The following is a 13,852-nucleotide window of genomic DNA, read 5'->3' on the forward strand; positions in this document are numbered from 1 at the left end:
TGCTCCGCCCCTGCGGAGCGGTCATCCCGGCTCAGAACCCCATCTTCTTCTTCATCTCCTGGTCGATCCACAGCCGTGCGTAGATCGGTCCGGGCCGCACCGCGCCGGCGCGCAGCTCGCCCTCGTAGTTCTTCACCCAGGGCCACCAGGCGGTGTACTGGTATGGCGTCGGCAGCCAGATGTACGGCGCGTCCGCCAGCACCTCGCGCGTCAGCGCGCGCAGCGCTTCCTGGCGGCGTCCGACGTCGCGCAGGCGGAAGGCATCGTTGACACGCTGCTCGAACTTCGGGTTGCCCCACTGCGAGGCGTTCCACACCTGGCCGACCACGAAGCTCTTGCGGATCGTGGTGGTCGGATTGGTGTGGCCGTTGCTCATCAGGTAGCCCGGGGCATTGGTGCGCGTGGTCATCGCCGACAGGAAGGCACCGTACTCCATGGGCTGGATCTCGATGCGCACGCCCACCTGCTCCAGGTAGGCGCCGATCAGCGGCAGCAGCTCCATGTGGTTCGGATCGCAGGCGCAGACCTGCACCTTGAACGAGAAGCCCTTCGGGTAGCCGGCCTCGGCCAGCAGCTTGCGCGCCTTGTCGGGGTTGTAGGTGAACAGCTCCTTGACAGGCTCCGGCATGGCGCTGAGCGGCTCGAAGTAGCCGACGTAGTCCGGGTGCTGCGGGTAGGCGAACAGCTCCGCGTTGCCGCCGTAGAACTGCTTGACGATCTCCTGCTTGTTGACCGCCATATTGAGCGCGCGGCGCACGCGCAGGTCATTGAAGGGCTTGGCGTCGACGCGCATCGCCAGGTACTGGCCGTTGGTCGACAGCCAGCGCGACCACTTCAGCGCCGGCGCGCTCTTCTTCAGTTCCTCCACCGCGGTCCAGCGCACGTTCTCGGCGACGTCCAGCTTGCCGGTGCGCAGCATGGTGTTGCGCGTGGCCTCGTCCTTCACCGTGCGGATCACCAGCTTGTCGACAAAGGGCAGCTTGTAGTCCTTGCCGCCGATGCGCTCGCTGTCCCAGTACAGCGTGTTCTTCGTGTAGGTGCCGGCATTGCCCTGCACAAAGTTGCTCAGCACGAAGGGGCCGCTGCCGTTGACGTTCTTCCAGTTGCCGGCGCCGGCGGTCGCCACCTCCTTGGGCATGATGCCGGAGTAGTAGCCCCAGCCGAAGCGGTAGTCCCACTCGGCATTGAACTCCTTGAAGCGGAACAGCACCGTGTGCTTGTCGAGCGCCTCGACCTTGGCCACGTGGTCGAAGTAGGTGGGGATGCGCTTGGCGCTGCCGTTCTGGCGCTCGTAGCTGAACACCACATCCTCGGCCACCAGCTCACGCTCCGGCATCACCCCGGGCTTGGCCGGGAAGCGCACGCCCTTGCGCAGCTTGACTTCCAGCGTGAGCGGATCCAGCCATTTCCAGCTCTCGGCCAGTTCGCCGCGGATGGCGTCCTCGGGCAGCCAGGCGTCGGCCACGAAGGGGTACTTGCCGCCGTTGCGCCGGGCCTTGGACAGGTCGGCGACGAACAGCTGCTCGTAGACCTGGCCGGTATCGTAGTTCTGCTTCCAGTTCCAGTCCGCCAGGTCCCAGGAGAGCGCGGACACGGTCGGGTACATCGACCCCACCTCCACGCTGCCGCCGTACTTCGGCGCCTCGGCCTGCGCGCAGGCCGGGCCCGCCGCCCCTGCCAGCGCCAGCCCCGCCAGCGCCACCGATGCGATCCTCGCTGATGTGATCCAGTTCAAGCCGCGTCCCTCCTTCGTTGTCATGACTTCAAGGCGCCCGGCGCCGCGGCGCATGCCGCGGCCCGGACCGGTCGACCCGCTCGGAAAGCCCGGGATGCCGATGTCCTAGCGCGAACCGCGCATGCGCGGATCGATCAGGTCGCGCAGGGCATCGCCGAACACATTGATGGCGTACACGACCACGGTCAGGCAGATGCCCGGCGCCAGCGCCAGCCACGGCCCCTCGAACATGAAGGTGCGGCCGTTGCCGGACAGCATGCCGCCCCAGGTCGGTGCCGGCGGCGGCACGCCCAGGCCGAGGAAGGACAGCCCGGACTCGGCCAGGATGGCGGTACCGACGCGCGTGGTGAACAGCACGATGACCGGCGGCATCACGTTGGGCAGCACGTGGCGCCACAGGATGCGGGGGGTCGACGCGCCCATCGACTGCGCCGCGTGCACGTACATGTTCTCGCGCACCGACACCACCGCGCTGCGGATGATGCGCGAGCCGCCGATGCCCAGCAGCAGCCCCATGGTCAGGATGATCTGCCAGCTCCCCGGCCCCAGCACCGAGACCACCACGATCAGGATCACGAGGTCCGGGAAACTCATCCACGCATCGACCATGCGCTGCACCACCAGGTCGAAGCGGCCGCCCAGGTAGCCGCTCAGGATGCCCAGCAGCACCGACACGGCGGTGGCCAGCGTGGCGGCCGACAGGCCGATCACCACCGACAGCCGCGCGCCGTACAGGCAGCGCGACAGCATGTCGCGGCCGAGGTTGTCGGTGCCGAAGGGATGGGCCCAGGAGGGTGGCTGCAGGCGCTGCATCATGTTGATCTGGTTGACGCCGTAGGGCGCCAGCCAGTCGGCGAAGACGCCGCAGAACAGGAACACGGCGCAGATCAGCGCGCCGGCGGCGCCCAGCGGCTTCTCGCGGCAGAGCCGGTGCAGCGGCGCGAAGGCCGCCACGGCTCGGTCGAAGGCGGCGGGCGCGTGGCGCGCGGCCGCCGGCATGGTGGCGTGGTTGGCTGCATGGGTGGCGGCCTGCGGAGCGGTATTGGCGGAACGGTCCATCAGCGGTGCCTCACTTTCGGATCGAACAGCCCGTAGCTCAGGTCCACGAGCAGGTTGATGAGCATCACGGCCGCGCCGACCACCAGGAACACGCCGGTGATGACGGGATAGTCGCGCTGGTTGACCGCCTCCAGCAGCAGCAGGCCCATGCCCGGCAGCGCGAAGATCTGCTCGATCACCACCGCGCCTCCGATCAGCAGCGGCGCCTGCAGGCCGACCAGCGTCACCACGGGAATCAAGGCATTGCGCAGCGCGTGGCGCAGGATCACCAGGCGCTCGTCCAGGCCCTTGGCCCAGGCGGTGCGGATATAGTCCTGGCGCAGTACCTCCAGCATCATGGTGCGCGTCATGCGCATGGTGATGGCCGACAGCGCCATGCCCAGGATGACGGCCGGCACCAGCATGTTCAGCACGTGGCGCAGCGGATCCTCCGAGAACGGCACGTAGCGGACCTCGGGCGACCAGCCCCACCACACCGACGGGAACACCATCACCATGGTGCCCATCCAGAAGCTGGGCACGGCCAGCATCAGCAGCGAGAAGGAACGCGCCGCATAGTCGGCCGCGGTGTCCTGCCGGATCGCCGACAGCACGCCGATCGGCAGCGCCACGCTGAGCGCGACCACCAGCGCCATCAGTCCCAGCGAGAAGGTGGCCGGCATGCGCGCCAGCACCATGCGCGCTACCGGCTCGCCTTGCCACAGCGAGTCGCCGAGGTCCCCGTGCAGCACGATATTGCCGATCCAGTGCAGGTACTGCCGCCACATCGGCTGGTCCAGGCCCAGCGCGCGGACCAGGTCGTCGCGGCTCTTGCTGTCGGCGCTGATGTCGTTCTGGCTCAGCATCAGGTCGACCACATCGCCCGGCACCATGCGCACGATGGCGAACACGATGACGCTGGCGAACAGCAGCGTCGGAACCAGCGCCAGCAGGCGGCGCAGCGCGTAGGCACCCATCGCGCTCACCCTGCCGACGCCCGGCGCGGCGCCCGGTCGTTCGATACCGAAAACACGATTACGGAAAATCCCCGACTCATGCTGCGCCTCCTGTCCCGTGCATCCACGCCAGGCCATGTTCTCCCTGCTTGCGCACAGGAGCATGAAATCAAGGCGAAATTCTCTGGAATCGAGCCGGCATGCAGGCGCATCGCGAGCGGCGCCAGCTGCCTCGAACAGCTTGCCGGGCCAGCATACCAATCTCACGAATTCAAGACAATCAGGAGGCGCCCCGAATGTCCTAGTGGTTTACCTTGGAAGCAGCGCGGCAACGCCGCGCATGCATGCGCTGCGCGTCGTCGGCATGGCGGGCGCACCGCACGCACCGATGCGGTGGTGCGCCAAGGACGAAGGATGCGGGCAGCAAAGGCATGCCGGGACACGGCGGCCCCGGCGCGATGCAGCGCGGCAACGCGCCGCGCTGCAGCCGATCGGTTGCCGATCGGTTGCCGATCGGAAGGAGCTCAGTAGCCGCGCAACGCCGCCCAGCGATCGGCATGGTAGTTGGCGTCGCCCAGCAGCACCTGCAGCGTGCGTGCGCGTTTCATGAAGAAGCCGATCTCGAAGGCGTCGGTCATGCCGATGCCGCCATGCATCTGCACGCCCTCCTGCACCGCCAGTGTGGCCGTGGTGCCGGCGCGCGCCTTGGCCGCGGCCACCAGCGCGCGCGGCGGCTCGGCATCCTCGTCCAGGCGCTGCTGGGTACGCAGCACCAGCGCGCGCGTGATCTCCAGGTCGGTGAACAGCTGCGCGGCGCGGTGCTGCAGCGCCTGGAACTCGCCGATCAGCTTGCCGAACTGGGGGCGCTCCTTCAGGTACTGCAAGGTCCGCGCGAAGGCCTCGTCGCCGACACCGAGCAGTTCCGAGGCCAGCGCCGCGCGCGCCAGGTCGAGCACCTCGCCGAGCGGCGCCGCGCCCTGGTCCACGCCGCCCAGCACGGCCTCCGCCGGCACCCGCACCCCGGCGAAGCGGATGCGCGCCGCATTGGTGGCGTCGGCCATCACGGTGCGCTCGACCTCCACGCCGGCGGCATCGCGCGGCACCAGGAACAGCGTGATGCCCTGCGCGTCGTCATCCGCGCCGGCCGTGCGCGCCACCACGATCAGGGTGTCGGCCACATGCCCGTCGACCACGAAGACCTTGCAGCCGTCGAGCACATAGCCGCCTTCGCCGGCGCTGGCGCGCAGCGACTGGCGCTCCGGCCGGTGGCTGCCGTGCTCGTCGATGGCGAGCGCGGTCAGGTGCCGCCCCTGCGCGATCGCCGGCAGCAGCCGCTCTTTCTGTGCCGCGCTGCCGAGGCGCGCCAGCAAGGCGGCGCCGACCAGCGCGGTGGAAAAGAAAGGCGATGGCGCCAGCGTGCGCCCGATCGCTTCCATGATGACGCCGGCCTCGACCGCGCCGAGGCCGCTGCCGCCGTACTGCTCGGGGACCAGCACGCCGGCGAAGCCGAGCTCGGCGAAGCCCGCCCACAGCTCGCGCGAGAAGCCCGTGGCGTCGCGCGCGTCGCGCAGCTTGCGCAGCGCGGCGATCGGCGCGCGCTCCTTCAGGAAGGCCAGCGCGCTGTCGCGCAGCATCTCCTGCGTTTCATTCAAGACGATTGCCATATGCGTTCCGATGTGCGTTCCGATGCGGAGAGCCGGCGCTTCAGGCGCCGGGCAGGCCGAGCAGCCGCTTGGCGACGATATTGAGCTGAACCTCGCTGGTACCGCCCTCGATGGAGTTGGCCTTGCTGCGCAGCCAGGCCCGCGCGGCGGCACCCTCCTGGCTGCGCTCGCTTTCCCATTCCAGCGCGTCGCTGCCGCCGACGGCCATCAGCAGCTCGTGGCGGCGCTTGTTGAGCTCCGCGCCGTAGTACTTGAGCACCGAGGAGAAGGCGGCGATACCCTCGCCCTGGCGGGCCAGGTCCACCGCCCGCTCGCCGGCGCAGGCGAAGGCCGCCTCGTCGATCTCGAAGGCAGCGAGCTGGGCGCGCAGCACCGGCGCATCGAGCGCGCCGCGCGCGTCCACGCCGAGCGTCTCGGCGGCCAGCTGACCGAGCGGCTTGCGCGCGCCACGCCCGCCGATCGCGCTGATCATCTCGCGCTCGTGGGTCAGCAGGTACTTGGCGATCTCCCAGCCGCCATTGGCTTCGCCGAGCAGGTTGGCGCGCGGCACCTTGACGTCGTCGAAGAAGGTCTCGCAGAACGGCGACTTGCCCGAGATCAGCACGATCGGGCGGGTCGAGACCCCGGGCGTTTCCATGTCGAACAGCAGGAAGCTGATGCCGGTGTGCTTCTGCGCGGCGGCATCGGTGCGCACCAGGCAGAAGATCCAGTCGGCCTTGTCGGCGTACGAGGTCCAGACCTTCTGGCCGTTGACCACGAAATGGTCGTCGCGCTCCTCGGCGCGCGTCTGCAGCGCGGCCAGGTCGGAACCGGCATTGGGCTCCGAGTAGCCCTGGCACCAGCGGATCTCGCCGCGCGCGATGCGCGGCAGGTGCTCGCGCTTCTGCGCCTCGGTGCCGTACTTGAGCAGCGCCGGGCCCAGCATCGAGATGCCGAAGCTCTGCAGCGGCACGCGGCAGCCCAGCTCGGCCATCTGCTGGCGCAGCACCTTGGCCTGGGCGCGCGACAGGCCGCCGCCGCCGTAGGCCTGCGGCCACTCCGGCACGGTCCAGCCGCGCTCGGCCATGCGCGCCAGCCACTGGCGCTGGGCCTCGGACTGGAAGCGGAAGCGGCGCCCGCCCCAGCAGATGTCCTCTTCGCTGCGCATCGGTTGCCGCATCTCGGGCGGGCAATTGGCTTCCAGCCAGGCGCGCGTCGCCTGGCGGAAGGAATCGAGGTCTTCCACGCTTGTCTCCTGTCTTGTCCTGCGCTGCCTTGGCCGGCAGCCGGCGGCCACGCTCCGGCCCCGGATCCTTCTTTTTCGAAAACTCGGTATCGAGGGCACCAGCCTGTCGCGTTATACAAGCCGGCACTCGGCAGCGTCAATACCGCGCCGGCGCCCGGCTTGACGGCCGCAAAGCCCTTGGCGGCAGCCGGCGGCGCCCAGCCGATGCCAAGCAGGGCAAGGCGCATGACGAGAATTCATGAAGGCCAGAGGCAGGCTGCATGGCCGGCCGCCGGCCGCGCCATGCGCCGCCGGCGCGGAGCCGCGCCGCCTGCGCAGGACGAGCCGGCAAGCGGCCCTGCAAGCACCGCAGGAGCACAGCGGCCGCGCCGCCCGGCCCGCACGATGCAGTGCAATGTGATAGCATCGCCCGACAACATACCCGGTTTCCTAAAATGGCAGCCCAGGGCCGCCCGCACGGCGGTTTTGCACTGCAGTACGACAGAGAAGACAGGGAAGCCGGACAAGAGGAGGATAGACAGTGAAGGCCGAAGCCACCAGCACGGCTTGCAGCGCCGGGAACGCCGGCGGCGCGGAGCACGCGACCGCGCCGGCGCGCCCGGCCGACCGCCCCACCTATCCCGGCGCACGGGCGCCGGACCGCCGCCGCAGCGTGGATGCCGGTGGCATCGGCCTCGCCGTCTACGAATGGGGCGCGCCCGACGCCACGCCCATCCTGCTGGTCCATGGCGCCCTCGACTTCGCCCGCACCTTCGACGGCTTCGCGCCGCTGCTGGCCGATGCCGGCTACCGCGTGGTCTCCTACGACCACCGCGGCCACGGCGATTCCGAGCATGCCGACCTGTACAGCTGGCTGGCCGACGAGCGCGACATGCTGGCGGTGGCCGATTCGATCACGCCCGAGCCCTGCATCGCCATCGGCCACAGCAAGGGCGGCTCGCTGCTGGTGCATGCCATCCAGGCCCTGCCGCACCGCTTCAGCCGTTTCGTCGCCATCGACGGCCTGCCCTTCCGCCGCCCCCAGACGGACAGCAGCACGCGCGAGAAGAAGACCATGAACGCCGAGTTCATCGTGCGCTGGCTGGATGCGCGCCGCACCTGCGGCGAGCGCGAGCGCAAGCCCGGCACGCTGGACGACCTGGCACGGCGGCGCGCGCGCATGAATCCGCGCCTGTCGCACGACTGGCTGCGCTACATCGCCTCGCACGGCGCGCGCCAGGATGCCGACGGCTGGCGCTGGAAGCTGGACCCCGCCATCGGCATGTCGGGCTTCGGCCCGATGCGCGCGCGCTGGGTGCTGGAGCGCCTGCCCGGCTTCCCGGTGCCGATGCTCGCCATCTTCGGCACGGAAAAGGAGCCGATGGGATGGGACGCCGGCGCGGACGACCTCGCGCCCTATTTCCCGCCATCGGCGCAGGTCCACGTGCTGCCCGACACCGGCCACTTCATCCACGTCGAGCGGCCGCGCGAAACCGCCGAGCGGATCCTGCCGTTCCTGCAACCGTGACGTCCAGCCCAGCGATGACCGCCCTGCCCCCACGCGCCGCCACGCCTCCCCTGCTGCTGCGCCACCACCGCCTGCACCTCGCCCTGCATACGCTCAAGCCCGGCCCCGGTCCGGCCCTGCTGCTGCTGCACGGCCTCGGCGAGGCCTCGCCCGGCGCGCTGCCGCCCGGGTACGCCGCCTGGCCCGGCGCCGTCCACGCACTGGACTTCACCGGACACGGAAAGTCCGACCTGCCGCGCGGCGGCGGCTACAGCTGCGAACACCTGATGGCCGACGCCGACATCGCACTGGCCCACCTGGGCAGCGCCACCCTGGCCGGGCGCGGCCTCGGCGGCTACGTCGGCCTGATGCTGGCCGGCGCGCGGCCGGCCCTGGTGCGCGGCGTCCTGGTACTCGACGGTCCCGGCCTGGCCGGCGGCGTGGCCGTCGACAGCAACCCGCACATCCCCGTGGTCGACACGGCGCGGCGCGGCGCCCCCGACCCCTACGCCATCGCCGACCTCGCCACCGAGATGCGCCCGCCGCGCTATGCCGTCAACTACGCCCGGCTGGCGGCACAACATGCGGCCCAGCAATCCGCACAGCAAGCCGCACCGGTACCGCCGCTGGCGGTCTGCTGCCGCGAGCATCCCGAATGGCTGCTGGCCGTGATGGCCGAACTCGGGCTGGCACCGACACCGCTGACCGAGGCGCTCGCCACCTATGCCGCCCACGCTGCGCAGGCCGTGCCGCCGACAGCGCCGGGTAGCGCTGGCGGCGCGGGCGGTGCGGGAGCGCGCGCATGAGCGCCAAGCTGGATGCCGGCGCCCTGCCCGGCACCGCCGCCCACGCGGAGCAGGCCGAGCACGGCTTCCTGGCCCATGTGCAGCAGCACCTGCCGCGCAACGCACGCGCCTTCCTGGTCCACGGCATGCTGGGCATGACCGGCTTCCGCCTGGTCACCGCCCCCACCTTCGTGCCGGCCTACATCTACCTGCTGTCCGGCTCCAAGCTGGTGGTCGGCTGCGTGCTGTCGGCCCAGTATGCCGGCATGGCGCTGTCCTCGATCTGGGGCGCGACGCAGATCGAGCACCGGCAGCGCGTGATGCCGCTGATCTACCTGGTCGGCTGGATGGTACGCCTGCAGATCCTCGGGCTGGCGCTGTCTGCCTTCCTGCTGTCGGGCTTCCCGGCGCTGGCGGCGGCGGCCGCCTTCCTGCTGCTGTTCGGCCTGTTCAACGGCGTGCAGAACGTCACCTTCAACTACCTGACCTCGAAGATCATCCCGCTGGCCCGGCGTGGCGCGCTGACCGCGCGCCGCAACTTCCTCGGCGGCCTGACCGCCGCCGCGGTGGCCTGGCTCGGCGGCGAACTGCTGGTCGGCCGCAATGTGTTCGGCAACGGCTACGCCACCACCTTCCTGTGCGCGTTCATCCTGACCAGCCTGGGCATTTCGGCGCTGACGCGCATGCGCGAACCCGCGCTGCATGACGTGCATGCTCCCTCCGGCTTCGGCAAGCGGCTGCGCGAGCTGCCCGCCCTGCTGCGCCAGGACCCGGACTACGTGCGCTTCTTCCTGGCGCGCGCGCTGGTGGCCCTCAGCATGATGGCGGTGCCCTTCTACGCCATCTACGTCGGCACCCATATCCCGCTTTCGGGCGCCACCCTGGGCTACCTCAGCCTGGCCTACCTGATGGCCCAGACCACCAGCAACCTGGCCTGGGGCTGGCTGGCCGACCGGCGCGGCTACCGCGTGGTGTTCCTCGCCAGCATCGGCCTGTGGGCCGCCGCCACCGCCGCGCTGCTGCTGTGCGAGGCGCGCTGGGCCTTCCTGCTGGTGTTCTGCGGGCTGGGCGCCGGCTTCGGCGGCTACTTCCTCGCCTCGGACAATTTCGCGCTGGAATTCGGCCGGCGCAAGGACCGCCCGATGCTGCTCGCGGTGTCGGATACCGCGACCTACTCGATGATGGCGCTCGGCCCTGTGCTGGGCGGCCTGCTGGCGCAGCGCGCCGGGCTGCCGGCGGTGTTCCTGCTCGCCATCACCGTGCTGGGCGCGGCCTTCATGCTGGCGCGCCGGGTACGCGATCCGCGCCGGCGCGGGCAACCGCCCGGCGGCGACGGCGGCCTGCCGCGCGCGGCCTGACCTTCCCTCAGCTTCCCCCCAGAATCCCTGCACGCAGGCGCGGCAGGGCCGACCTCAGCAAGGAGACCACCCATGCGTGAAGCCGTCATCGTTTCGACCGCGCGCACCCCGATCGGCAAGGCGCACCGCGGCGCCTTCAACAACACGCAGGCGCAGGAGCTGGGCGCGCACGCCATCGCCCATGCGGTGCAGCGCGCCGGCATCGACCCTGCCCTGATCGAGGATGTGATCCTCGGCTGTGCCGTGCAGCAAGGCACCACCGGCGGCAACGTGGCGCGCCAGGCGCTGCTGCGCGCCGGCCTGCCGCAGACCATCGCCGGCATGTCGCTCGACCGCCAGTGCGCCTCCGGCCTGATGGCCATCGCCACCGCCGCCAAGCAGATCATCGTCGACGGCATGCAGGTGGCCGTGGGCGGCGGCCTCGAATCGATCTCCCTGGTGCAGAACGACAAGATCAACCGCTACCGCAGCCAGGATCCGCGGCTGGTGGAACAATTGCCCCAGATCTACATGACCATGCTGGAGACCGCCGAGATCGTGGCGCAACGCTACGGCGTCAGCCGCGAGGCGCAGGACGCCTACGCGCTGCAGTCGCAGCAGCGCACCGCCGCCGCCCAGCAGGCAGGGCGCCTCGACGCGGAGATCGTGCCGATCCGCACCACCATGCTGGTCACCGACAAGGCCACCGGCGCCGTCAGCGAGCAGCCGGTCACGCTGTCGCGCGACGAAGGCAACCGCCCGTCCACCACGCTGACCGACCTGCAGGGCCTGAAGCCGGTCTTCAAGAACGGCCAGAGCGTGGCCGAGGGTGCCTACATCACCGCCGGCAATGCCTCGCAGCTCTCCGACGGCGCTTCGGCCATGGTGCTGATGGAGGCCAAGGAGGCCGAGCGCCGCGGCCTGCAGCCGCTCGGCGCCTACCGCGGCATGGCGGTGGCCGGCTGCGATCCGGACGAAATGGGCATCGGCCCGGTGTTCGCCATTCCCAAGCTGCTCAAGCAGCACGGCCTGAGCATCGGCGACATCGGCCTGTGGGAGCTGAACGAAGCCTTCGCCAGCCAGGTACTGCATTGCCGCGATACGCTCGGCATTCCCGACGAGCGCCTCAACGTCTCGGGCGGCGCGATCTCCATCGGCCACCCCTATGGCATGTCGGGCGCCCGCATGGCGGGCCACGTGCTGCTCGAAGGCAAGCGCCGCGGCGCCAGGTTCGGCGTGGTGACGATGTGCGTCGGCGGCGGCATGGGTGCCGCCGGCCTGTTCGAGATCTTCTGATCCCCGCCACATCCGTCCGCCAAGGCATCCGGCCACGACATCCAGGAGACTACGCATGACCGCCATCAACCCCGTCACCACCCTCGAGATCGAAGACGGCATCGCCGTGCTCACGCTCGATTCCCCGCCCGTCAACGCCCTCTCGGCCACGGTCCGCGCCGGCATCCGCGACGGCGTCGCGCAAGCCAGCGCCGACCCCGCCGTGCAGGGCATCGTGCTGATCTGCGCCGGCAAGACCTTCATCGCCGGCGCCGACATCACCGAGTTCGGCAAGCCCCCGGTCGGCCCGGCCCTGCAGGAAGTGCAGGCGCTGATCGAAGACGCGCCCAAGCCCGTGGTCGCCGCCATCCACGGCACCGCGCTGGGCGGCGGCCTGGAAGTGGCGCTGGTGTGCCACTACCGCGTGGCCACGCGCTCGGCCAAGTGCGGCCTGCCCGAGGTCAAGCTCGGCCTGCTGCCGGGCGCGGGCGGCACGCAGCGCCTGCCCCGCATCGTCGGTCCAGCGCGCGCGCTGGAGATGGTCACCTCGGGTGAGCACGTGCCGGCAGCGGCCGCCGCCGAAATGGGCCTGGTCGACGCCCTCACCGACGACGCCGCGCTGCGCGCCGACGCCATCGCCTTCACGCGCAAGGTGATCGCCGAAGGCCGCCCGCTGCGCAAGGTGCGCGACCTCAACGAGAAGGTGGAAGCCGCGCGCGGCCAGCCCGAACTGTTCGCCGAGTTCCGCCGCGCCAACGCGCGCCGCTTCCGCGGCTTCGACGCGCCCGAGTACAACATCCGCTGCATCGAGGCAGCGGTCAACCTGCCCTTCGACCAGGGCCTGGCCACCGAGCGCAAGCTGTTCCTGGAACTGATGCAGGGCACCCAGTCGGCCGCCCAGCGCTATTACTTCTTCGCCTCGCGCCAGGTGTGGAACCTGCCCGACGTGCCGGCCGACACGCCGCTGATCCCGGTCAAGCGCGTCGGCATCATCGGCGCCGGCACCATGGGCGGCGGCATCGCCATGAACTTCCTCAACGCGGGCATCCCGGTCACCATCGTCGAGACCGCGCAGCCCGCGCTCGAACGCGGCGTGCGCACCATCCGCGCCAACTACGACAACACCGCCAGGAAGGGCCGCCTGAGCGCCGCCGCCGTCGAGCAGCGCATGGCCCTGCTCACGCCCACGCTGGACCTGGCGCAGCTCGCCGACGCCGACCTGGTGATCGAGGCTGTGTTCGAAGACATGGCGGTCAAGAAGGAAGTGTTCGGCAAGCTCGACAAGATCGCCAAGCCGGGCGCCATCCTCGCCACCAACACCTCCGCGCTCGACGTCAATGAGATCGCCGCCTCCACCTCGCGCCCGGAGTCGGTGATCGGCCTGCACTTCTTCTCGCCGGCCAACGTGATGAAGCTGCTGGAAGTGGTGCGCGGCGACCAGACCTCCAAGCCGGTGATCCGCACCTCGATGGAACTGGCGCGCAAGATCGGCAAGATCGCCGCGCTGGTAGGCGTGTGCCCCGGCTTCGTCGGCAACCGCATGCTGGCCCAGCGCCAGCGCGAGGCGCAGAAGCTGGTGCTGGAAGGCGCCCTGCCCTGGGACGTGGACCGCGTGCTGTACCAGTTCGGCTTCCCCATGGGCCCGTTCGCCATGAGCGACCTGGCCGGCCTGGACCTGGGCTGGACGCGTGAGAAATCCAGCAGCTCCACCCTGCGCGAGATCCTGTGCGAGATGGACCGCCGCGGCCAGAAGACCGGCGCCGGCTACTACGACTACGACGAAAAGCGCAACGCCAAGCCCTCGCCGGTGGTGGAACAGATCATCCGCGACTTCGCCGCCCGGCAGGGCAAGAGCAGCCGCACCGTATCGGACCAGGAAATCCTGGAGCGCTGCATCTACCCGATGATCAACGAAGGCGCCAGGATCCTGCAGGAAGGCAAGGCCATCCGCGCCTCCGACATCGACGTGGTGTGGGTCAACGGCTACGGCTGGCCGGTCTACCGCGGCGGCCCGATGTGCTACGCCGACACCATCGGCCTGGACAAGGTGCTGGCCACGATGAAGCGCTTCGAGGCAGAGCTGGGCGCGGACTTCAAGCCGGCCGGATTGCTGGAGGACCTGGTGGCGCAGGGCAAGCGGTTTGCGGACTTGAAGTAAAGACCGAGCGAGCACGCTCCCGTGCCTCTCGGCGCGGGAGCGCGGGCCATTCAATGCGCGCCGCGATGCGCCTCGGGCCGGCGTCCATCGTGGTAGTACCCCCGCCCTTTTTGCACCATCCACGCGCCATCTTCACGCTCTGCGCGGCGCTGCCGCGCGGACCCGCCCTTCGCCCAGATCCGACGGTATTGCC

The 13,852-nt window shown here is 70.2% G+C and carries 10 protein-coding genes; 5 read left to right on the plus strand and 5 right to left on the minus strand.

From position 1 onward, the window contains the following. Nucleotides 1–31: 31 nt before the first annotated feature. From BKK79_RS20805 to BKK79_RS20825, 5 genes are all read right to left on the minus strand, one after another. Complete coding sequence (locus tag BKK79_RS20805) at nucleotides 32–1,735, minus strand: ABC transporter substrate-binding protein (RefSeq protein WP_232346415.1); 1,704 nt, start codon at nucleotides 1,733–1,735, stop codon at nucleotides 32–34. Between the two features lie 105 nt (nucleotides 1,736–1,840). Then, the gene (locus BKK79_RS20810) at nucleotides 1,841–2,794 is read right to left on the minus strand and encodes an ABC transporter permease (RefSeq protein ID WP_231908091.1); all 954 of its coding nucleotides are present in this window, start codon (nucleotides 2,792–2,794) and stop codon (nucleotides 1,841–1,843) included. After that, on the minus strand, nucleotides 2,794–3,750 hold the full coding sequence (locus BKK79_RS20815) for an ABC transporter permease (protein ID WP_071038642.1): 957 nt from the start codon (nucleotides 3,748–3,750) through the stop codon (nucleotides 2,794–2,796). The genes BKK79_RS20810 and BKK79_RS20815 overlap by 1 nt, the downstream gene beginning before the upstream one ends. A 503-nt stretch (nucleotides 3,751–4,253) precedes the next feature. Next, on the minus strand, nucleotides 4,254–5,393 hold the full coding sequence (locus BKK79_RS20820) for an acyl-CoA dehydrogenase family protein (RefSeq protein WP_071018959.1): 1,140 nt from the start codon (nucleotides 5,391–5,393) through the stop codon (nucleotides 4,254–4,256). Between the two features lie 40 nt (nucleotides 5,394–5,433). Beyond that, nucleotides 5,434–6,618, minus strand: a complete 1,185-nt coding sequence (locus BKK79_RS20825; protein WP_071018957.1) for an acyl-CoA dehydrogenase family protein — start codon at nucleotides 6,616–6,618, stop codon at nucleotides 5,434–5,436. Between the two features lie 520 nt (nucleotides 6,619–7,138). Between BKK79_RS20825 and BKK79_RS20830 the strand changes: the two genes are divergently transcribed. From BKK79_RS20830 to BKK79_RS20850, 5 genes are all read left to right on the plus strand, one after another. Then, the gene (locus BKK79_RS20830) at nucleotides 7,139–8,125 is read left to right on the plus strand and encodes an alpha/beta fold hydrolase (protein WP_083384453.1); all 987 of its coding nucleotides are present in this window, start codon (nucleotides 7,139–7,141) and stop codon (nucleotides 8,123–8,125) included. 14 nt (nucleotides 8,126–8,139) lie between these two features. Further along, the gene (locus tag BKK79_RS20835) at nucleotides 8,140–8,910 is read left to right on the plus strand and encodes an alpha/beta fold hydrolase (protein ID WP_071038643.1); all 771 of its coding nucleotides are present in this window, start codon (nucleotides 8,140–8,142) and stop codon (nucleotides 8,908–8,910) included. Then, nucleotides 8,907–10,247 (plus strand): MFS transporter, encoded by a 1,341-nt coding sequence (locus BKK79_RS20840; protein ID WP_071038644.1) that lies wholly within the window; start codon nucleotides 8,907–8,909, stop codon nucleotides 10,245–10,247. The genes BKK79_RS20835 and BKK79_RS20840 overlap by 4 nt, the downstream gene beginning before the upstream one ends. Before the next feature lie 72 nt (nucleotides 10,248–10,319). Then, nucleotides 10,320–11,522: an acetyl-CoA C-acyltransferase gene (locus BKK79_RS20845; RefSeq protein WP_071038645.1), complete on the plus strand. Its 1,203-nt coding sequence runs from the start codon at nucleotides 10,320–10,322 to the stop codon at nucleotides 11,520–11,522. A 55-nt stretch (nucleotides 11,523–11,577) separates the two neighbouring features. Next, nucleotides 11,578–13,659 (plus strand): 3-hydroxyacyl-CoA dehydrogenase NAD-binding domain-containing protein, encoded by a 2,082-nt coding sequence (locus tag BKK79_RS20850; protein ID WP_071038646.1) that lies wholly within the window; start codon nucleotides 11,578–11,580, stop codon nucleotides 13,657–13,659. Nucleotides 13,660–13,852 lie beyond the last annotated feature (193 nt).

Source organism: Cupriavidus sp. USMAA2-4 (assembly GCF_001854305.1).
In the GTDB taxonomy this organism is placed as follows: Bacteria; Pseudomonadota; Gammaproteobacteria; order Burkholderiales; family Burkholderiaceae; genus Cupriavidus; species Cupriavidus malaysiensis.

Coding starts and splice junctions, on each gene's coding strand:
- BKK79_RS20810 (WP_231908091.1), bottom strand. CDS start 2,794: ATGGACCGTTCCGCCAATACCGCTCCGCAGGCCGCCACCCATGCAGCC.
- BKK79_RS20815 (WP_071038642.1), bottom strand. CDS start 3,750: ATGGGTGCCTACGCGCTGCGCCGCCTGCTGGCGCTGGTTCCGACGCTG.
- BKK79_RS20820 (WP_071018959.1), bottom strand. CDS start 5,393: ATGGCAATCGTCTTGAATGAAACGCAGGAGATGCTGCGCGACAGCGCG.
- BKK79_RS20835 (WP_071038643.1), top strand. CDS start 8,140: ATGACCGCCCTGCCCCCACGCGCCGCCACGCCTCCCCTGCTGCTGCGC.
- BKK79_RS20840 (WP_071038644.1), top strand. CDS start 8,907: ATGAGCGCCAAGCTGGATGCCGGCGCCCTGCCCGGCACCGCCGCCCAC.
- BKK79_RS20845 (WP_071038645.1), top strand. CDS start 10,320: ATGCGTGAAGCCGTCATCGTTTCGACCGCGCGCACCCCGATCGGCAAG.
- BKK79_RS20850 (WP_071038646.1), top strand. CDS start 11,578: ATGACCGCCATCAACCCCGTCACCACCCTCGAGATCGAAGACGGCATC.